The organism is Streptomyces sp. NPDC029169 (genome assembly GCF_055563935.1).
Map to the genome: position 1 here is coordinate 542,480 of NZ_JBVHXA010000001.1, position 18,487 is coordinate 560,966.

The following is an 18,487-nucleotide window of genomic DNA, read 5'->3' on the forward strand; positions in this document are numbered from 1 at the left end:
CGCAGGCGGCCCCGCCCCACAGATGGAGAGACGATCAGCATGGCCACGAGGAAGGGCGCGCAGCCGCCCGCGTCGCACGGTGCCGACAGCCACGATGTGATCCGCGTGCACGGCGCGCGCGAGAACAACCTCAAGGATGTCAGCGTCGAGATCCCCAAGCGCCGGCTGACGGTGTTCACCGGTGTCTCCGGCTCGGGCAAGAGCTCGCTGGTTTTCGACACGATCGCCGCGGAATCGCAGCGGCTGATCAACGAGACCTACAGCGCCTTCGTCCAGGGCTTCATGCCCACGCTGGCACGGCCCGACGTCGACGTGCTGGAGGGCCTGACCACGGTGATCAGCGTCGACCAGCAGCGGATGGGCTCCGACCCCCGCTCCACGGTCGGCACCGCCACCGACGCCAACGCGATGCTGCGCATCCTCTTCAGCCGGCTCGGCAAGCCCCACATCGGCCCGCCGAGCGCCTACTCCTTCAATGTCGCCTCGGTCCGGGCGAGCGGTGCGATCACCGTCGAGCGCGGCAACAGGACCAAGGCGGAGAAGGCGACGTTCCAGCGCACCGGCGGCATGTGCACGCACTGCGAGGGCCGCGGCAAGGTCTCCGACATCGATCTCACCCAGCTCTACGACGACTCCAAGTCGATTGCCGAGGGCGCGTTCACCATCCCCGGCTGGAAGTCCGACAACGTGTGGACCGTGGGGATCTACGCCGAGTCGGGCTTCCTCGACCCGAACAAGCCGATCCGCCGGTTCACCAAGAAGGAGATGCACGACTTCCTCTACCGTGAGCCGACCAAGGTGAAGGTCAACGGCGTCAACCTCACGTACGAGGGCCTGATCCCCAAGATCCAGAAGTCGTTCCTGTCCAAGGACAAGGAGGCGATGCAGCCGCACATCCGGGCGTTCGTGGAGCGGGCGGTCACGTTCACCACCTGCCCCGAGTGCGACGGCACCCGGCTCAGCGAGGGCGCCCGGTCGTCGAAGATCAAGCGGATCAGCATCGCCGACGCGTGCGCGATGCAGATCAGCGACCTGGCCGCCTGGGTCCGCGGCCTCAAGGAGCCGTCGGTGGCGCCGCTGCTCGCCTCGCTCCAGCACACCCTCGACTCGTTCGTGGAGATCGGCCTCGGCTACCTCTCGCTGGACCGGCCGGCGGGCACGCTGTCGGGCGGCGAGGCACAGCGCGTCAAGATGATCCGCCACCTCGGCTCCCCGCTCACCGACATCACGTACGTCTTCGACGAGCCGACCATCGGCCTGCACCCGCACGACATCCAGCGGATGAACAGCCTGCTGCTGCGGCTGCGGGACAAGGGCAACACGGTGCTCGTCGTGGAGCACAAGCCGGAGACCATCGCGATCGCCGACCACGTCGTCGACCTCGGCCCCGGCGCCGGTACGGGGGGTGGCACCGTCTGCTTCGAGGGCACCGTCGAGGGGCTGCGGTCCGGCGGCACCGTCACGGGGCGGCACTTCGACGACCGGGCCTCCCTCAAGGAGTCGGTGCGCACGCCCTCCGGCACGCTGGAGATCCGCGGCGCGACGGCGAACAACCTGCGGAACGTCGATGTCGACATCCCGCTCGGCGTCCTTACGGTCGTCACCGGGGTCGCCGGCTCGGGCAAGAGCTCGCTGGTCCACGGCTCGATCCCCGCCGCCGAAGGTGTGGTGGCGGTCGATCAGAGCCCGATCCGGGGCTCGCGGCGGAGCAACCCGGCCACGTACACGGGTCTCCTGGAGCCGATCCGTAAGGCGTTCGCGAAGGTCAACGGCGTGAAGCCGGCGCTGTTCAGCGCCAACTCCGAGGGCGCGTGCCCCACGTGTAACGGGGCCGGCGTCATCTACACCGATCTGGCGATGATGGCGGGCGTCGCGACGCCCTGCGAGGAGTGCGAGGGGAAGCGGTTCCTGGCGTCGGTGCTTGAGTACCACCTCGGGGGCCGGGACATCAGCGAGGTGCTCGCGATGTCGGTGGAAGAGGCCGAGGAGTTCTTCGGTGCCGGTGAGGCGCACACGCCGGCCGCGCACAAGATCCTTCAGCGCCTCGCCGACGTGGGGCTCGGCTACCTCACCCTCGGGCAGCCGCTCACGACGCTGTCCGGCGGTGAGCGGCAGCGGCTGAAGCTGGCCACCCACATGGCCGAGAAGGGCGGCGTCTACGTGTTGGACGAGCCGACCACGGGTCTCCACCTCGCCGACGTCGAGCATCTGCTCGGCCTGCTCGACCGGCTCGTCGACTCCGGCAAGTCGGTGATCGTCATCGAGCACCACCAGGCGGTCATGGCGCACGCGGACTGGATCATCGACCTCGGCCCGGGCGCCGGTCACGACGGCGGTCAGGTCGTCTTCGAGGGCACCCCCGCCAAGCTCGTCGCGGACCGCTCCACCCTCACCGGCGAGCACCTCGCGACGTACATCGGCGCCTGAGCCTCACACGAGGCGCGTAGGGACGGGGTTCGCGTTCACGCCTTCCGCTGTGCGTCGATCTCGGCGACGAGGCCCTCGATGAGGCCCTTGATCTCGTCCCGGATCGGGCGGACGGCCTCGACGCCCTGGCCCGCCGGGTCCTCCAGCGCCCAGTCGAGGTACTTCTTGCCCGGGAAGACCGGGCAGGCGTCGCCGCAGCCCATGGTGATCACGTAGTCCGAGGCCTGGACGGCCTCGGTCGTCAGTACCTTCGGCCGCTGGTCGGAGATGTCGATCCCGATCTCGCTCATCGCCTCGACGGCGGCCGGGTTGACCTGGTCGCCGGGGAGCGAGCCCGCGGAGCGGACCTCGACGCGGTCCCCGGCGAGATGGCGGAGGAAGCCGGCGGCCATCTGGGAGCGGCCCGCGTTGTGGACGCAGACGAAGAGGACGGAGGCGGCGGGAGCGGAGGACATCGGTTCTTCCCTCGATGAGGTGGATCGGCCTGCGGTGCGGAAGCCCTGGCGTCAGCCTCGGCTGATGTGACAGTATCAGTCCATGATGACGTCAGTCGAGACTGATCTGCTGCGGGTACTGGCCGACCCGCTCAGGCTCCGGATCGTGACCCTCCTCGCCCGGGAGACGCTCTGCACCACCCATCTCGTGGAGGAGACGGGTGCCCGGCAGACGAACCTCTCCAACCACCTGAAGGTGCTGCGCGAGGCCGGTCTCGTCGACACGGAGCCCTGCGGACGGTTCACGTACTACCGCCTGCGCCCGGACGTCATCGCGGGCCTCGCGGGCCGGTTCGCCGAGCTCGCCGAGACCGCGCGCGCCACCGCCGAGGCCGACACCAAGCGGTCCTGCCCCTAACCTTCCAGGAGTCACTGCCTTGACCGCGACCCAGCCCGTCGACCTGCCCATACCCGCCGACGAGCCCCGGCCGCCCGCCCCCGGCGCCACCCTGTCCCGTACCCCCCTGGTCGCCCGCGCCGCCGCCGAACTCGTCGGCACCGCCGCGCTCGTGGCGATCGTCGTCGGCTCCGGCATCCAGGCCACGAACCTCACGGACGACGTGGCCCTGCAGCTGCTGGCCAACTCCACCGCCACCGTCTTCGGCCTCGGCGTGCTGATCGCCCTCCTCGGGCCGGTCTCCGGCGCCCACTTCAATCCGGCGGTCACGCTGGCCGAGTGGTGGACCGCCCGGCGGGGCGGCTCAGGCGTCAACGCCCGCGAACTCGCCGCGTACGTCCCCTCGCAGATCGCCGGCGCCATCGCGGGCGCGATCCTGGCGGACGCGATGTTCGGCGAACCGCTGGTGGCGTGGTCCACGCACGAGCGCTCGGCCGGGAACCTGCTCCTTGGCGAGGTCGTCGCGACCGCCGGCCTGATCCTGCTGATCTTCGGCCTGGGCCGCACGGACCGGCTCCGCTTCGCGCCGGTCGCCGTCGCCGCGTACATCGGCTCCGCCTACTGGTTCACCTCGTCCACGTCCTTCGCCAACCCGGCCGTGACGATCGGCCGCGCCTTCACGGACACCTTCGCGGGCATCGCCCCGGCCTCCGTGCCCGCGTTCATCGGCGTGCAGCTCGTGGGAGCGGCGCTGGGCCTGGCGCTGGTGGCGGTCGTCTTCGCCCGCCCCAAGGCGCCCGCGGCGGCATGACGGACCGCGCCCGCGGGGGCATCACGGACCGCCCCGTCGCGGCATGACGGACCGCTCCCTCCGGCGCCGGCCGCACGGCGACGGTCACGCCGAGGCGGCCGGGCCCCGACGTTCCTGGCGATGACCGGGTACGAGCAGGTCCGCTCGATCGCCGCGGCCCTCGCGGGCGACCGGGAGGCGGCCGAGCGCGTCGAACTGAGGCTGCCGGAGACCGGCGTCTGCGGCGGCACGGGCCTCTTCGACGAGCCGGGGACCGAGCAGGCGGGCGACGGCGGCGGCTGCTGCGCCGCGCCGACGACGCTGCAGATCGGCATCGGAGCCCCCACCCGCGGCGGGGGCTGCTGAGCGGCACGAACGACTGAGTGTGTCAGCAGCCGTTCAGGCCGTCGCGTGCCCTCTCGTACGCCTGGAGGTGGTCGACGGCTCCGGGCAGGGAGAGCGCGGTGCGGAACTCGTCCCGCGCCTCGGCTCGACGGCCCACCGCGGCGTAGCTCTGGCCCAGGCGGACGCGGACCTCCATCTCGAGCCACGTGCTCGTGCGCTCGGTGAGCGCGGACAGGGCCTCCCGGTGGATGTCGACGGCCAGGTCCGGACGGCCCTGGCCGTGTTCCACGGCTCCGAGCCGGGACAGAGTCACCGCGCGCAGCTCCGTGTCGCCCGCCTCACGGGCCAGTCCGGCCGCCCGCCGCAACAGGTCCGCCGCCTCGGCGTGCCGACCGAGGGCCGCCCGCGAGTCGGCCGCGAAGCACAGCATCTTCGCGATCATTCTGGGGCGGCCGTTCTTCTCGGCGGAGGCGAGAGCCGTGTCGTAATGCTCCAGCGCCTGGTTGTGGCGCCCCTGTTGGCCGTGGATCGCGCCGAGATTGCAGGTCGCCATCCCGGCCAGCCAGTGGTCGTCAAGGCGGGCCGCCTGCTCCACCGCCTCGCTCAGATGGGCGACCGCCTCCTCGGTACGGCCCAGGGGCCATTCCGCGGCCCCCATTCCGGCGGTCGCCCGGGCCTGGTCCCGCGGATCGCCCTGGCTCAGGCCGCAGCGCAGTGCGTCGGTGAACCAGGCGTGCGCCTGCCGGAACCGCCCCTGGTAGATGTCGGTCATGCCGAGACAGTTGCGCAGGGTGGCGGGCATCCGCCGGTCGGCGGTCAACTCGGCGTACGGGAGCACCAGTTCAAGCGCGGCCCGGCACTCGTGGTAGCGGCCCTGGCGGACCAGGTGGTCGACCAGGCCCTCGGCGACCCAGCAGGCGTGGTCGTACTCCCCCGCGGCGACCGCGTACGCCACCACGTCGGCCGGCTCTCCGCCGGCGGCGTCCAGCCACGCGGCGGCGGCCCGCCACTCGGTGAAGGGCGCGCCCTTGACGTCGGGGCCGGTCGGGAAGCCCTCGGGGCCCCAGTCGCTGGCGATGCGGCCCGCGGCTGTGTAGAGGTGCAGGACGGCCGCGCGGTCGGCGGCGGCCTCCTCGGGCGCCGCCTCGGCGAGCCGCCTCGCGTGGGCCCTGACCAGGTCGTGCGCGCGGTAGCGGCCGGGCTGCGGCTGCTCAAGGAGGCTCGCGTCGACCAGGCGCTCCAGCAGCTCCTCGGCGTCCTCGCGGGCGCAGCCCAGCATGACGGCCGGGGTGAGGCCGTCAAAGGTGGAGGTCGGCGCCAGTCCCAACGTACGGAAGCCCCGCTGGAGTTCGGACGGCAGCTGGTCGTACGACAGCCGGAACGCGGCCTCCACGCTGCGGTCTCCGGCCCTCAGTTCGCCGAGGCTGCGCGCGCCGTCCGTCATCCGGCCCACGAGGTGGGCCATCGTCCAGGAAGGGCGGTGCTGCAGCCGGGCGCCGGTGATCCGCAGCGCCAGCGGCAGTCCGCCGCAGCGCCGGGCGAGTTCGCGCGCGGCGTCCGGCTCGCGGTCCGCGCGTTCCTCGCCGAGGAGTTGCCGGAGCAGATCGACCGCCGGTCCCGTCGCGAGGGGCTCCACCGTGAGCCGCACGTCGGCGTCGAGCTCCGGCAGCCGCCGGCGGCCCGCCACCAGGACCCTGCTGCCCGGCCCCGCGGGCAGCAGGGGGCGCACCTGTTCCGCGCTGCGGGCGTCGTCGACGACGAGCAGGAGGCGTAGCGAACTGGTCGCCGCACGCCAGGCGGTGACCAGCTCGTCCAGTTCGTCCGGGAGGTCGCCGTCGGCGCTCCCGACCGCGCGCAGGAGCCGGCGCAGGGCCCGTTGCGGCCCGATGCTCTCGTGAGCGCGGCCATGGGTGCGCAGGTCTACGAACAGACAGCCGTCCGGGTACTGGTCGTGGAGCGTCCAGCCGGCACGTACGACCAACGCGGTCTTCCCGACGCCCGCCGTCCCGTCCACCGCCGCCACGGACACGGCACCGTCCGCCACCGGCGCGGTGAGCAGGGCGAGTTCGGCCTCCCGGCCGACGAGGCACGCGGTATCCCCGGGCAGGTCGACGCGCGGCCGCCGAGCCCGCACGCCAGCGGACCGGGCCTCGGGCGGCCGGGTCTCCTGCGCGGCCTCGGCGGGCGGGGTCACCTGCCCGGGCAACCGGATCGCCTGCCCGACCTCGGGCGACCGGGTCCCCTGCGCCGCCCCTGGCGGCTGGTTGTCCTGCCCGGACCCGGGCGGCAGGGTGCCCTGCCCAGCCTCGGAGGGCCGGGTTACCTGCCCGGGCACCTGGGTCGCCGGCCCGACCTCGGGCGCCCGGGTCCCCTGGCCCGCCCCGGGCGGCTGGGTGCCCTGCCCGGGCGGCAGGGTCGCCTGGGCGACCTCGGACGGCCAGCTCCCCTGCCCGGCCACGGACGCCCGGCTCCCCTGCCCGGGCTCCCGGGTTCCCTGGCCCGAGTCGGACGCCCGGGTGCCCCGCCCCAACTCGGGCGGGCGGGGGGCCTCGCCGAGTAGTAGGGCGGCGTCGCGGCGGAGGACGGCCTGGTGGGTTCGGCGTAGGTCCTCGCCGGGCTCCACTCCCAGCTCGTCGAGGAGCCGGGCGCGCGTCTCCCGGTAGAAGGTGAGCGCCTCCGCCTGCCGGCCGCTGCCGTACAGCGCCCGCATGCGCAGGGCGGCGAGCGCCTCGTCGTACGGCTGGGACAGGGCGGCGGCCGCCAGGGCGTCCAGGGCGTCCGGGTGGCGACCGAGCAGCACCAGGCACCGCACCCGCTCCTGGTGCAGCGTGCGCCGTTGCTCGGCCAGGCGCTGCCGCTCGGCCTCGGCGAACGGGCCCGGCAGGCCGGGCAGCGGCTCACCGCGGAACAGGTCCAGCGCCCGGGTGCAGTGGTCGAGGACGGCGGAGATGCCGTGGGCGGCCTTCGCCCGCATGGCCTCGGCGGCCAGCTCGTCCGTGTCCGTCCGCGCCCTGCCGGGCACGAAGCGGTAGCCCCCGCGCTCGCCACGGATCACCGACTGCCCGGGTCCGGTGCCCGGAGCGTCCAGCGTCTTGCGCAGCGGATAGACATAGCTCGGGAGGACCCGGTGCCCCGTGCCCGGTGGCTCGGTTCCCCACACGTCGTCGAGCAGCTGCCGGCGGGTGATCAATGTCCCCGTACGCAGGACCAGGGCGGCGAGGACCGCCTGGCGCCGTACGGGCCCGATGTCGAGCACCGTGTCGCCGCGGCGGACTCCGACCGGGCCGAGGAGGTCGATCCGCAGCTCCGCCTCCGGATCCACACCGATCCCCGATTCCCCCACGCCACCCATGCCGCCCATGCCCCCGTAGCTCTCCCGCTTCCTCCGGCGCGCACCGGGCCGGTCAGTGCCGGGCACGCTCGACCGCTCGCTTCAGCAGGATTTCATCGCCGTTGCATCGTCTCGCGAGAGGGTCCCCACGTCATGCCCTCGCGCCGTGCGGGTCACGCGACGGCGGCCGTCATCAAGGAAGGACACCGCGCCTTGTCGCACATGAACCAGTCACCCGGAGCCCAGCCCACCCGTCGGAGCGCGCGATGGGAGCGCTACCGGGTCACCCACCCCTTCTCCCCTCAGGACCAGGCGGGCCTGTGGGGGTCGATCGTCGGCGTCGTGGCCCTCGCGCTCCTGCTCGGCTGGGCACTCGACATGAAGGGCGGCGTGGTCATCGTCGCGGCGTTGCCCTTCATCATCTCCTGGTTCGAACAGCGTCGGACGGCCTTCCAGTTCGACGCGGCCGGCGTACGGATCGGCAACGTGCTGCTGCCGTGGACCGACGTCAGCGAGTTCGTCGTGGCCACACCTCCCAACAGCCAGGACGCGTTGATCGGTGCGCGGCTGCGCTCCGGTGCGGCCCTGCCGCCCGGCGCCGTCGTCGCGCAGCCGCACCCGGCCATGCCCGCGCCGGTCCATGTCGCCGTGCAGCGGCACAAGTTCGAGCTGGCGAAGATGGTCACCAAGGCGCGCAAGTACGCCCCGCCGCACATCCGGATCATGGTCGCCGAACCGCACGGCGAACGCGTCGCGGCCTAGCAGGGGCAAGGAACCGTGGAGAGGAAGAGCGTGGCGGTCCGCGTGGGCGTCCGGTGCCTGGCCGTCGTGGTGGGCGCGGTGTTGACGGCCGGCTGCGGCGGGGAGAAGCCCCCGCCCCCGATCGAGTTCGGATCGGCGCAACCGGGCGGGGCCAGGCTCGGGCTCCAGCCGGAGCGGGGCTCCGCGGTGCGACTGTCCCAGTGGCCCGACGCATGCGACCTGATGTCGGACGCCGAGATCCGCGCGATTCTCCCGCAGGCGAAGAGCATCGAGCGGGAGCCGGTGAAGGTCACGGTCCTCCAGATGAACCCGCTGGGCGACACCGCGCCGGGCACCACCGGCGATGTGCCACGCGGGGGCTGCGAGTTCGGGTTCGCACTGCCCGACGGGAGCGGTGAGACCTGGGCCAACAGCAAGGTGACCGTCACCGTGACGGCGGTGGCGGACCCCTCGCTCACAGTCGAGAGGTACGAGGAGGACAAGGGGACGGACGGCACGGAGAAGGGCTTCACCGACCTCGCGAACTCCTGGGGTGCCGAGGGCTGTTACGCGATCGACGCCGTCGGGGGCGGTACCGAAGTGCACTGCCGTCAGGGGCCGTACCTCTTCGAGACGACGGGCTCCAGCCATGCCGACGGTTTGGCGCCGGGGCCGGGCCCGGACGCCGGGCCGGCCGAGAACCTCGCGGCCGCGAAGAGGCGCCACGAGGTCTGGACGGACAAGGTGCTGTCCCAGTTCGTCCGTACCGTCGGCGCACGGATGTCCTGAACCCGGGCATCTCGGGCGCTACCGCAGCGGCTCTGCCGAGCGGCGACGTGCTGGTGGCCAAGGCCACCGTTCCCGCGAGCCGGCCCTGACCACCGCACCGTCGGGGTCAGTGGTCAGGCGCGGCAGCGCAGCATCTCCAGCGGAGGGTTGGCGCGGAAGTCCGCCCAGAAGTCCGCGCCGAACTCGCGCACGCCGGCCTCCGACACCTCCAGCGGGACCCAGGTCACCTCGCTGAATCCGGCCGCCCGTAGACACTTCTCGTAGACCTCGCGGCGTGGGAGGTTGGCGACGAACGAGATCGGCGGGTCGAGGAGTGCCGTGATCCGGACCTGCGGTCCCGTCTCGGCCTCCTCGCCGGTGAGCTCGCTGCGGAAGCCGTACTTCTCCGGGGACGGCCCGTCGAAGCGGAAGTCGGGCGACTGGTTGAGCACGAAGAACTCGCCGCCGGGCTTCAGACTCCGGTGCGCGTTGCGGCACATCCGCTCCGTGGTGGCGATGTCCTCCGCGTAGCTGAGCAGCTGGACCGCGGTGGCGACGTCGAAGCGCTGCTCGAGGGGCCGCAGTTCGGACACGTCGCCCACCTCGTAGCGCACACCCAGCGGATCCCTCTCCTCCAACTGCTGTGCCACGGCGATCATTTCACCGGAGATGTCGATTCCGAGCACGTCCGCGGCGCCGCGCCGCCTGAACTCCCTGCTGTAGAAGCCGGTACCGGAGGCCAGGTCGAGTACCGACTTGCCGCGCACGTCCCCCACCATGGCCAGGAAGCCGGGCACCACCGCGTAGTGCTCCAGCGGCAGGGACTTGAAGCCCTCGTACGCCTCACCGATCTCGTCGTACTGCTGCCCGCTCATCGTGTTGCCTCCCCTGTGCGTCCGTCATGCCCTCGGCCTCGGCACGCCCCCACGCCCGAGACGCCGCGGCCACTGGTGGGCAGTCTTCCCGCACCCCGGCAGACCCTCGTACTGGCAGAAGCCACAAAGATGCAGGGGTCGTCTAGGATCACCCACCTGCTCGCTGCTCGTGCCGGTCCAACCGGCACGAGCAGCGGAGGCAACGAGGTCACATCACGCGACGGCCGTCCCCTCGAGCTCGACCATCAGGCCGGGGATCGCCAGTCGCGTCACCCCGAGCATCGTGGAGGTCGGCGCCACCTCGGCGGCGCTCAACCGCGCCGCCAGCACGCCGTAGTGCTGGAAGAGCAGATCGACGTCGGTCGTGTAGACGTTGAGCCGGACGAGGTTCGCGAGAGACATGCCGGCCTCGCCGAGCACGGCCTCCAGGTTGTCGATGCTCAGCGTCAACTGCGCCGCCATGTCACCGTCATGCTGGGGCTTGCCGTCGCCGCTCATCGCGGTCTGCCCCGAGATGTACAGGGTCCGTGTGTGCCCGGAGACGACCTCCCCCTGGTTGAAACCCATCTCCACCGACCACGTCACCGGGTTGACCGCAGTTCGTTCCATTGCCGCATGAGCTCCGTTCGATTCGTTGGGAGTACGTACGTCCACCGGCTCGGCAGCCGCCAGCTTTGACGTCGCGTCAACGAGCCTCCCAACAAATCACGACACCCTCAGTCATGTATTCCGTTAAAGTACTCGTATGCGTGCCGACCGCTTGGTCTCACTGGTGCTACTGCTGCGCCAGCGCGGTCGGCTGACGGCGGACACGCTGGCCCGCGAGCTGGAGGTATCCACCCGCACCGTGCTGCGCGACATAGAGGCGCTGTCCGCGGCCGGTGTCCCGGTCTACGCCGAACGCGGCCGGCACGGCGGTTTCGCGTTGTTGCCCGGTTTCCAGGCAGAGCTCACCGGACTGAACCACGACGAGGCGCTGGCCCTGCTGATCGCCGGATCACGGCGCGGCGCCCAGGTATTCGGTCTCGGCTCGGCGCTCGCTTCGGCCATGCTCAGGGTGGTTGACGCGCTGCCCGAAGGCCTTCGGGACACCGCGGCCGGCGCCGCGCAGCGCTTGCTCATCGACCCGGAGACCGACCTCCTCTCGCGCCGCGTGGCCGGCGGGGAGGTGCCCGACACCATCGTGGCCGAGGTCCGGCGCGCGGTGTTCGCCGGACACAAGCTGCGCATCCGCTACGCGCCTGTGGACCAGACCCCGAAGTGGCGCACGGTGGACCCGATCGGCCTGGTGACCGTACGCGATCAGGGCTACTTGCTGGCCACGAGGTCGGGCGCGGACCGCACCTACCGGCTGTCCCGGGTGCTGGCCGCCGAGGAACTCGACGAACCCGCACAGCGAGCGTACCGGGTCGATCTGGACCGGGCCTGGCAGGAACGCAGCACGCGGTTCCGGACCGGCGGTGACCAGGTCGCCGTGCTGGTACGGGTGGATCCGGCGCGGCGGGAGGACCTGGTGGGCACCGCGCTGGCCGTCCGCGCCGAAGAAGCCGACGCGGACGGCTGGCTGCGGATGGACGTGACCTTCCAGGATGCGAGACACGCCGAATGGGCGCTGTGGCAGCTCGCCACGAACGCGGAAGCCCTGGCCCCGCAGTGGTTGCGCACCTCCCTGCGCAACCGCGCCGCCGCGATCGCCACCCGCTATGGAGTGCCGTCCTGAGAGTCGACGCCCATCTGGTAGATGCCGAATCCGCCGAACGACGCGTGCGCAACGCGCGGCGCTGCCGTGGTCAGCGCACCCTTCCCCGCGCCTTCAGCGGCGTCGCGGGCAGTTCCGGGGCCGGAAGCGGAGCGCCGTCGTACCCCTTCACCTCGCCGAACTTTGTCCCGTTCATCCACGCCTCGCGGGCCTCTTCGATGTCCTGCTGCGACCGTCCGATCCAGTTCCAGAACATGACGATCTCCTCCTCGAACGGCTCGCCGCCCAGGAGCATCAGGCCCGCGTCCGAGGCCGCGCGCAGCGGGAGTTCGGTGCGGCCGCAGCCGAGGTAGAGCATCGAGCCCGGGAGGACCGGGACACCGTCGACGTGGGCCTCGCCCGACATCACGAGGACCGCGTACTCGAAGTCCGGTTCCAGCGGGAGGTTCGTCTCCGTGCCCGCCGCCAGGGCGAGGTCCACGCCGATCAGGGGGCTGTAGGTGGTGCCGGGCGAGGTGGCGCCGTCGAGGTCGCCGAGGATGACCGTGGCCGTGAGGCCGGGGGCGGTGACCCGCGGGAGGTTCGCGTGGTGCTGGAAGTGGGGTTCGACGTTACGGTGCGCGTCCGGGAGCGCCACCCAGAGCTGGGCGCCGTGGAGGAATCGCGCGTGCGACTTCGGGCTCTCCTCGGAGTGGGAGATCGCCCGGCCCGAGGTCATCAGGCCCAGCTCGCGGGGGCGGATCATCTCCAGGCTGCCCGTGCTGTCGCGGTGCAGGACCTCGCCCTCGTGGAGCCAGCTCACCGTCTGGAGCCCCATGTGCGGGTGCGGCGGGACCTGCATTCCGGGCTCGTCCGCGATGTCGTCGGGGCCGTAGTGGTCGACGAATGCCCAGGCGCCGACCATGCGGCGGCCGAGGTTGGGGAGCAGGCGGCGGACCTGGGTCGACTCGCCGAGCTGGACGTGGCGGGGGCTCAGGAGTTCCCGGACCGGCTCGGCGACGACGAAGCCCCGCCCGCCGCAGACGGTCAGGTCGGCCTGACGATCAAGATTGCTCATGACGCTCAACCTATTCCTGTCCGGGGACGAGGTGGGCGTGTCTCCACGCGAAAATAGTAGTGGAATGTTCAATCATTCGGCGGTGTTGGCGGAGGTGAAGACAGTGCCACCCCTACCGGGTGGTCAGGGTAGGGATGCCACGAGGGAGCGCGAGTGAACGACACGTACTACGAGTTCGGCACGGCCGGCGAGCGCTGGGACCGCGCCCAGCTGTTCTTCGAGGCCAAGGAGTACCTGACAGCGGCGCGCATCCTGCGCGGCCTGGTCGCCGAGCACCCGGAGCAGACCGCCCAGCGCCTGCTGCTGGCCCGCGCCTACTACCACTCCGCCCAGCTCTCCCGCGCCGAGACCGAGCTCCGCGCCGTTCTCGACCGGGACCCGGTGGAGCACTACGCCCGCCTGATGCTCGGCCGCACCCTGGAGCGGCAGGGCCGCCCCGCCGAGGCCGCCCCGCACCTCCGGCTCGCCGCCGCGATGCGCGGCGACCTTCCGGAGTAGACCCGGACTGGTGCGCAAGCCTTGGGGGCCGTTGGGTAGGCTCGCCGCGGGAGGTTCGAGCCGTGCGTACGGGACGAGTGGGACAGAGCCGGAGGGAAGCGGGAGGCGCGTTCGCGCACCTGCTGCTCGTCGTCGTGCTCTCCCTCGGCGTCTTCGTGATGCACTCGGTCGGCCATCCAGAGAGCGCCTCGGGCACCGGGGCGGACGGAATGACGCATGTCTCCGCCCCCGCGCACCACGCGCCGTCGCCGGACTCCGGCGTGAATGACTCCGGCATGAACGACTCCGGCATGAGTATGGACATGACGACGCTCTGCGTGGCTGTCCTCGGCGTCTGGGCCCTCGCCCGGCTCGTCCTCGCCGCCCTCGGGCGCCGTCCCGACTGGCTGCTCCGACTGCTCGGCCGGCTCATGCCGGTGCTCGCCCCGAACGCCCCGCCGCGCAGACCTCCCGACCTCGCTCAGCTGTCCGTCCTGCGGATATAGGCCGAATCGCCACCGCGGGCGCCTCGCGCTGCCCGTAGAAGCCTCCCTTCAGCCTTTCCGACAGCACACACAGCACACGAGGTGTCTCATATGCGTGCCTTCAACAACCCCACCGCCCGGAAGCTCGCGCTGACCGGCGCCGTCGCCGTCGCGGGCCTGCTGCTCTCCGCATGCGGTGCCGACAACGGCTCCGCGGCCGACACACCGCACGGCACGGGCCACTCGGCCTCCGGCTCCCCGTCGGCCGCCGCCTCCGACGCCACGGCGTTCAACGACGCGGACGTGGCGTTCGCGCAGGCGATGATCCCGCACCACGAGCAGGCCCTGGAGATGGCGAAGCTCGCCGACGGCCGGGCCGAGGACGCCGGCATCAAGAAGATCGTCGCCGACGTCGAGAAGGCCCAGGACCCGGAGATCCAGCGGATGAAGTCCTGGCTCAAGGGCTGGGGCAAGCCCGAAGCCGCCGGTCACGGCGGCCACGGCATGGCCGGGATGATGTCCGAGCAGGACATGAAGGATCTGGCGGCAGCCAAGGGCAAGGCCTTCGACCGGAAGTTCGCCGAGCTGATGATCGCCCACCACGAGGGCGCGGTCGAGATGGCGAAGACCGAGCAGAAGGACGGCCGCGACGCCGCCGCGAAGAAGCTCGCCGACGACGTCGTACGGACCCAGACCGCCGAGATCACCGAGCTGAAGAAGATCCTCGACCGGCTCTGACCAGTGCCGTACTGGCGGCTCCCCTTCCGAGGGAGGGCCGCCAGTACGCACGCCAGTACACGCGCCCGTACGGACGCGTGAGTCAACCGCGCGTGTGGACCACCTCGCCGCCCACCACGACGGTCTCGGCCACCGTGCCCGGGATCTCCTCCGGGTCGATCCGGAGGATGTCACGGGAGAGGACGACGAAGTCGGCGAGCTTGCCGACTGTCAGCGAACCCCGCTCCCCCTCAAGGAAGTTGGCGTAGGCCGAACCCATGGTGTAGCCCTCGACGGCGGTCGCCACGTCGATCGTCTCCTCGGGCCTCCAGGACTCTCCCCCGCCGTGCAGCGGGCGGCGGGTGACGGCGGTGTAGATGCCGGCCATAGGGTCCATCTCGGCGACGTTCCAGTCACTGGAGAGGGCGAGAACGGCGCCGGCGGCGTGCAGGCTGCGCAGGGGCCAGGCCTTGTGCCAGCGGTCGGGGCCGATGTTCTCCGCCCAGTCCTGGCCCGGTCCGGCGATGTCCGGTGCGGCATGGCGGGGCTGCATGCAGGCGACGACGCCGAGTTCGGCGAAACGCGGGGTGTCGGCCGGGTCGAGGCACTCGACGTGGACGATCTGGTGGCGGGCGTCGCGCGGCCCGTTGGTGGCCCGGGCATGGGCGACGGCGTCGAGGACCGTACGGATGCCGCGGTCGCCGGTGGCGTGGACGAAGCACTGGAAGCCGCGCGCGTCGAGGCCGGTGAGCAGTTCGGCGAACTCCTCCGGCGGGTAGAAGGTGTCGCCGCGGTGGTGGCCGCAGCCGGCGTACGGCTCCAGGAGCGCGGCCGTACGGGGTTCCACCACGTCGTCGATGTAGAGCTTGAGCGGTCCGACGCGCAGCCGGTCGTCGGCGAACTTCCGGGCCGTGACGGCGAATTCGTCCAGATCGGCGTCGGTGGTGCCGCGTGGGTGGAAGAGCGCGGCGACGATCCGGGAGCGGAGCCGGCCCTCGGCGCGGGCGCGCTCGAAGAGGGTGAGGTCGTCGAGGGAGTTCTGCGGTTCGACGACGGTGGTGATGCCGTACGCGATGGCGTCGTCAAGGCTCTTGGCGAGCCTGCCGTACTGGCGGTCCGGCGACGCCCAGGGGACGCCGAGCTCCCGCAGGGCGCGGTGGCCCGCACGGGAGAGCCCTTTGACGGCGAAGTCCTTGACGAATCCGGTGGGTTCGCCGGTCGCCGATTCGGTGACCGCGGTGCCGAAGGGCAGGTCGGTGCGGTCGCGGGTGACGTCGAGCGCGCGCAGGGCCGCGGTGTTGAGCCAGGCGGTGTGGACGTCGTAGCTGAGGACGAGGGCGGGGGTGTCGCCGGTGACGGGGTCGAGGTCGGCAGCGGTGGGCATGCGGCCGCCGGGGATCGCCGAGTAGTCGAAGGCCTCGGCCTCGATCCACGCGGCGTCGGGGTGGGACGCCCGCCAGGAGGTGATCCGCTCGTGGATCGCGTCGAGGGTACGGGCTCCGGCGAGTTGGACGCAGGCGTCGTCGGAGCCGAGGCGTACATGGTTGTGGGCGTCGATGAACCCGGGCAGGACCAGGCGGCCGCCCGCGTCGAGGACCGTGGTGCCGGGCCCGGTCCAGCGTGCGGCGTCGGCGTCCGCGCCGAGCCAGACGATGCACCCGTCGCGTACAGCGAGCGCCTCGGCTTCGGGCAGGTCGGGGTCGACGGTGTGGATACGGGCCCCGGTGAGGACGAGGTCGGCGGGGGTGGCGCTGTTCATGTGCGGTCGAACTCCACTTTCCGGTAACGCGGTTACGGCTGTACGGGGGTGGCGGTGCGGCGCGCGAGGACGAGGTACACGAGCGCGGAGACGAGGGCGCCGAGCAGGGTGAGGTCGGCGCCCCCGAGCGGGGCGACGAGGGGGCCGGTCCAGAGCTCGGAGTCGCAGGTGAGCGCGGCGAAGACCATGCCGGCGAGCAGGGCGGTGATGCCGGCGGGGTGCCAGCCGGAGCGGTACCAGTAGGGGCCGTGCTCTCCGGCGTGCAGGCCCTCGGCGTCGTAGCGGCAGCGGCGCAGCACCATGTCGGCGAGGAAGACGCCGCCCCAGGGGGCGAAGACGATGATCAGGAGGGAGAGGAAGGAGAGCAGCGAGGTGGTGAAGTCGGTGAGGAAGAGGGCGCCGAGCGAGCCGAGGGCGGTGACGGCGGCGCTGATCACGATGGCGCGGGCGCGGCTCCAGGGGATGCCGAGGACCTGGAGGTTCAGGCTGGAGGAGTAGAGGGTGATGATCGAGTTGGTGACCGAGCCGCCGAGGACGAGGGCGAGGAAGAGTGGCTGGAACCAGCCAGGCAGCAGCCCTTCGGTGCCGGCGACCGCGTCGGTCATGTCGGCCTGGGTCGCGGCGGCGACTCCGGCGACGCCGAGGGCGACCGATGAGACGAACCCGCCGAGGCCGCCGCTCCACGTGAGGGCCTTGAGTGAGGTGGTGCGGGGCAGGTAGCGGGTGTAGTCGGCGGGCATCGGGAGGTACGAGAAGGGGCCCGCGAGCATGATGACGAAGGCGAGGCTCCAGCCGGAGGCTCCGGGGCCCTGGGCCGGGGCGGCGGTGTCGGCGCCTGGCAGGACGAAGACGAGCAGGGCGGCGAAGCCGAGGGCGAGGGCGTAGGCCATCCAGCGTTCGGCGAACTGGACGGTGGCGTGGCCCCACAGGGCGACCGCGAAGGTCATCGTGAGGGTGACGAGCAGGGCGAGGGCGCGTGCGGTACGGCCGCCGTCCCAGCCGAGGCCGGCGAAGAAGGCTTCGAGGGCGAGGGTGCCGACGACCGTGTTGACGATGGTGTAGCCGATGCCGACCACCCAGTTGAGCAGTCCGGCGGGCCAGTTGCCGCGTACGCCGAAGGCGGCTCGGGAGATGACGAGGGTGGCGGTGCCGGTGCGGACGCCGACGAGCCCGGCGGCGCTGATGGCGAAGAAAGACAGTCCGCCGATGACGACGACGGCGGTGGCCTGCCAGAAGGAGAGGCCGAAGGCGACGGCGAGGGCGCCGTTGATCACGTAGGTGAAGGTCAGGTTGGAGCCGAACCAGAGCCAGAAGAGGTCCTTGGCGCTGCCGTGGCGCTCGGCGTCCGGGATGGGGTCGATGCCGTGGCCCTCGACCTGGAAGACCTCGTCGCGGCCGGCGTCCGCCGTTCTCTCCTGGTGCAGCATGCCACTCCCCAGACTTTGAATGGTGTTCTAGAACTTAGAACGGCATTCAAGATGTGGCAGAGGTGACGGCCGCGTCAAGACCTTCGGGACCTGCGGTTAAAGTCGTGACCTGGCGGGTCACGGCGATGGAGGCGGAGCGGGTGGCAGGGGCAGCACGACGGCGCGACGGGCACATCGCCCAGGAGCGGATGCTCGAAGAGGCCATGGCGGCCATCGCCGAGGACGGCCTCGCGGCACTCACCATGTCGGCGCTGGCCGAACGCCTGGGCACGAGCGGCGGCCACATCCTGTACTACTTCGGCAGCAAGGACCTGCTCCTGCTCGCCGCGCTGCGCTGGAGCGAGGCCGCCCTCGCCGAGGAGCGCCGGGCGCTGCTCGCCCGCCGGCTGACGGCGGAGCGCAAGCTCGACCTGTTTCTGCGGCTCTATCTGCCTCACGGTCCGCGCGATCCGCGCTGGATGCTCTGGATCGAACTCTGGGCGCGGACCCCGGCGAACGACGCGCTGCGCGAGGCGCAGGCGGAGCTGGACCGGGGCTGGCAGGAGGACTTGGAGGCCCTCCTCGCCAAGGGCGTGGCCCAGTCCCGTTTCGCGCCCATGGACGCGGCCGAGGTGACCGCGCGCGCTTCCGAACTCCTCGCGCTCCTGGACGGTCTGAGTACCCGTACGGTGCTGGGCCAGGAGTCGGGGCGCGATGCCCGTCCGGCGATCGACGCGGCGCGGGCGGCGGCCGAGCGGCTGGTCCCGCGGAGCTGAGGC

The 18,487-nt window shown here is 71.9% G+C and carries 17 protein-coding genes and 1 pseudogene; 11 read left to right on the plus strand and 7 right to left on the minus strand.

Going from position 1 to position 18,487, the window contains the following annotated elements:
• The first annotated feature begins 39 nt into the window (after window positions 1–39).
• A complete protein-coding gene (locus tag ACZ4VI_RS02275; RefSeq protein WP_467995815.1) occupies window positions 40–2,427 on the plus strand; it encodes an ATP-binding cassette domain-containing protein in 2,388 nt (795 codons plus the stop codon).
• Window positions 2,428–2,462: 35 nt separating this feature from the next.
• On the opposite strand, the gene ACZ4VI_RS02280 is transcribed toward ACZ4VI_RS02275, so the two are convergent.
• Window positions 2,463–2,882 (minus strand): arsenate reductase ArsC, encoded by a 420-nt coding sequence (locus ACZ4VI_RS02280; protein WP_467995816.1) that lies wholly within the window; start codon window positions 2,880–2,882, stop codon window positions 2,463–2,465.
• 82 nt (window positions 2,883–2,964) lie between these two features.
• Here ACZ4VI_RS02280 and ACZ4VI_RS02285 point away from each other — a divergent pair, with 82 nt between their 5' ends.
• From ACZ4VI_RS02285 to ACZ4VI_RS02295, 3 genes and pseudogenes are all read left to right on the plus strand, one after another.
• Window positions 2,965–3,279, plus strand: coding sequence for an ArsR/SmtB family transcription factor (locus tag ACZ4VI_RS02285; protein ID WP_467995818.1), 315 nt, complete (start codon window positions 2,965–2,967; stop codon window positions 3,277–3,279).
• Window positions 3,280–3,298: 19 nt separating this feature from the next.
• Window positions 3,299–4,069 (plus strand): aquaporin, encoded by a 771-nt coding sequence (locus ACZ4VI_RS02290; protein WP_467995820.1) that lies wholly within the window; start codon window positions 3,299–3,301, stop codon window positions 4,067–4,069.
• Between the two features lie 96 nt (window positions 4,070–4,165).
• Window positions 4,166–4,414 (plus strand): annotated as a pseudogene (locus ACZ4VI_RS02295) (flavoprotein); the annotation flags it as partial.
• Between the two features lie 22 nt (window positions 4,415–4,436).
• Here ACZ4VI_RS02295 and ACZ4VI_RS02300 read toward each other — a convergent pair.
• Complete coding sequence (locus ACZ4VI_RS02300) at window positions 4,437–7,811, minus strand: AfsR/SARP family transcriptional regulator (protein ID WP_467995822.1); 3,375 nt, start codon at window positions 7,809–7,811, stop codon at window positions 4,437–4,439.
• Between the two features lie 66 nt (window positions 7,812–7,877).
• Between ACZ4VI_RS02300 and ACZ4VI_RS02305 the strand changes: the two genes are divergently transcribed.
• Together ACZ4VI_RS02305 and ACZ4VI_RS02310 are read left to right on the plus strand one after the other, a co-directional pair.
• Window positions 7,878–8,486: a hypothetical protein gene (locus tag ACZ4VI_RS02305; protein WP_467995824.1), complete on the plus strand. Its 609-nt coding sequence runs from the start codon at window positions 7,878–7,880 to the stop codon at window positions 8,484–8,486.
• A gap of 15 nt (window positions 8,487–8,501) precedes the next feature.
• The gene (locus ACZ4VI_RS02310) at window positions 8,502–9,254 is read left to right on the plus strand and encodes a hypothetical protein (protein WP_467995826.1); all 753 of its coding nucleotides are present in this window, start codon (window positions 8,502–8,504) and stop codon (window positions 9,252–9,254) included.
• 113 nt (window positions 9,255–9,367) lie between these two features.
• Here the strand turns inward: ACZ4VI_RS02310 and ACZ4VI_RS02315 are convergent, their stop codons facing one another.
• Both ACZ4VI_RS02315 and ACZ4VI_RS02320 read right to left on the minus strand, forming a co-directional pair.
• A complete protein-coding gene (locus ACZ4VI_RS02315) occupies window positions 9,368–10,108 on the minus strand; it encodes a class I SAM-dependent methyltransferase (protein WP_467995827.1) in 741 nt (246 codons plus the stop codon).
• A gap of 213 nt (window positions 10,109–10,321) precedes the next feature.
• The gene (locus tag ACZ4VI_RS02320; RefSeq protein WP_467995829.1) at window positions 10,322–10,717 is read right to left on the minus strand and encodes a RidA family protein; all 396 of its coding nucleotides are present in this window, start codon (window positions 10,715–10,717) and stop codon (window positions 10,322–10,324) included.
• Between the two features lie 136 nt (window positions 10,718–10,853).
• Between ACZ4VI_RS02320 and ACZ4VI_RS02325 the strand changes: the two genes are divergently transcribed.
• Window positions 10,854–11,828 carry a helix-turn-helix transcriptional regulator gene (locus tag ACZ4VI_RS02325; RefSeq protein WP_467995831.1) on the plus strand — a complete coding sequence of 325 codons (975 nt, stop codon included), beginning with the start codon at window positions 10,854–10,856 and terminating at the stop codon, window positions 11,826–11,828.
• A gap of 70 nt (window positions 11,829–11,898) precedes the next feature.
• On the opposite strand, the gene ACZ4VI_RS02330 is transcribed toward ACZ4VI_RS02325, so the two are convergent.
• Window positions 11,899–12,864 (minus strand): pirin family protein, encoded by a 966-nt coding sequence (locus tag ACZ4VI_RS02330; protein WP_467995832.1) that lies wholly within the window; start codon window positions 12,862–12,864, stop codon window positions 11,899–11,901.
• A 153-nt stretch (window positions 12,865–13,017) separates the two neighbouring features.
• Here ACZ4VI_RS02330 and ACZ4VI_RS02335 point away from each other — a divergent pair, with 153 nt between their 5' ends.
• From ACZ4VI_RS02335 to ACZ4VI_RS02345, 3 genes are all read left to right on the plus strand, one after another.
• Window positions 13,018–13,362, plus strand: a complete 345-nt coding sequence (locus ACZ4VI_RS02335) for a tetratricopeptide repeat protein (protein ID WP_467995833.1) — start codon at window positions 13,018–13,020, stop codon at window positions 13,360–13,362.
• Between the two features lie 62 nt (window positions 13,363–13,424).
• Window positions 13,425–13,847, plus strand: a complete 423-nt coding sequence (locus ACZ4VI_RS02340) for a DUF6153 family protein (RefSeq protein WP_467995834.1) — start codon at window positions 13,425–13,427, stop codon at window positions 13,845–13,847.
• 90 nt (window positions 13,848–13,937) lie between these two features.
• Entirely contained in the window at window positions 13,938–14,564 is a 627-nt protein-coding gene (locus ACZ4VI_RS02345; RefSeq protein WP_467995836.1) for a DUF305 domain-containing protein, read from the plus strand.
• A gap of 82 nt (window positions 14,565–14,646) precedes the next feature.
• On the opposite strand, the gene ACZ4VI_RS02350 is transcribed toward ACZ4VI_RS02345, so the two are convergent.
• Entirely contained in the window at window positions 14,647–16,302 is a 1,656-nt protein-coding gene (locus tag ACZ4VI_RS02350) for an amidohydrolase (RefSeq protein WP_467995838.1), read from the minus strand.
• 32 nt (window positions 16,303–16,334) lie between these two features.
• Window positions 16,335–17,729, minus strand: a complete 1,395-nt coding sequence (locus tag ACZ4VI_RS02355; protein ID WP_467995839.1) for a purine-cytosine permease family protein — start codon at window positions 17,727–17,729, stop codon at window positions 16,335–16,337.
• 140 nt (window positions 17,730–17,869) lie between these two features.
• Between ACZ4VI_RS02355 and ACZ4VI_RS02360 the strand changes: the two genes are divergently transcribed.
• On the plus strand, window positions 17,870–18,484 hold the full coding sequence (locus ACZ4VI_RS02360; RefSeq protein ID WP_467996270.1) for a TetR/AcrR family transcriptional regulator: 615 nt from the start codon (window positions 17,870–17,872) through the stop codon (window positions 18,482–18,484).
• Window positions 18,485–18,487 lie beyond the last annotated feature (3 nt).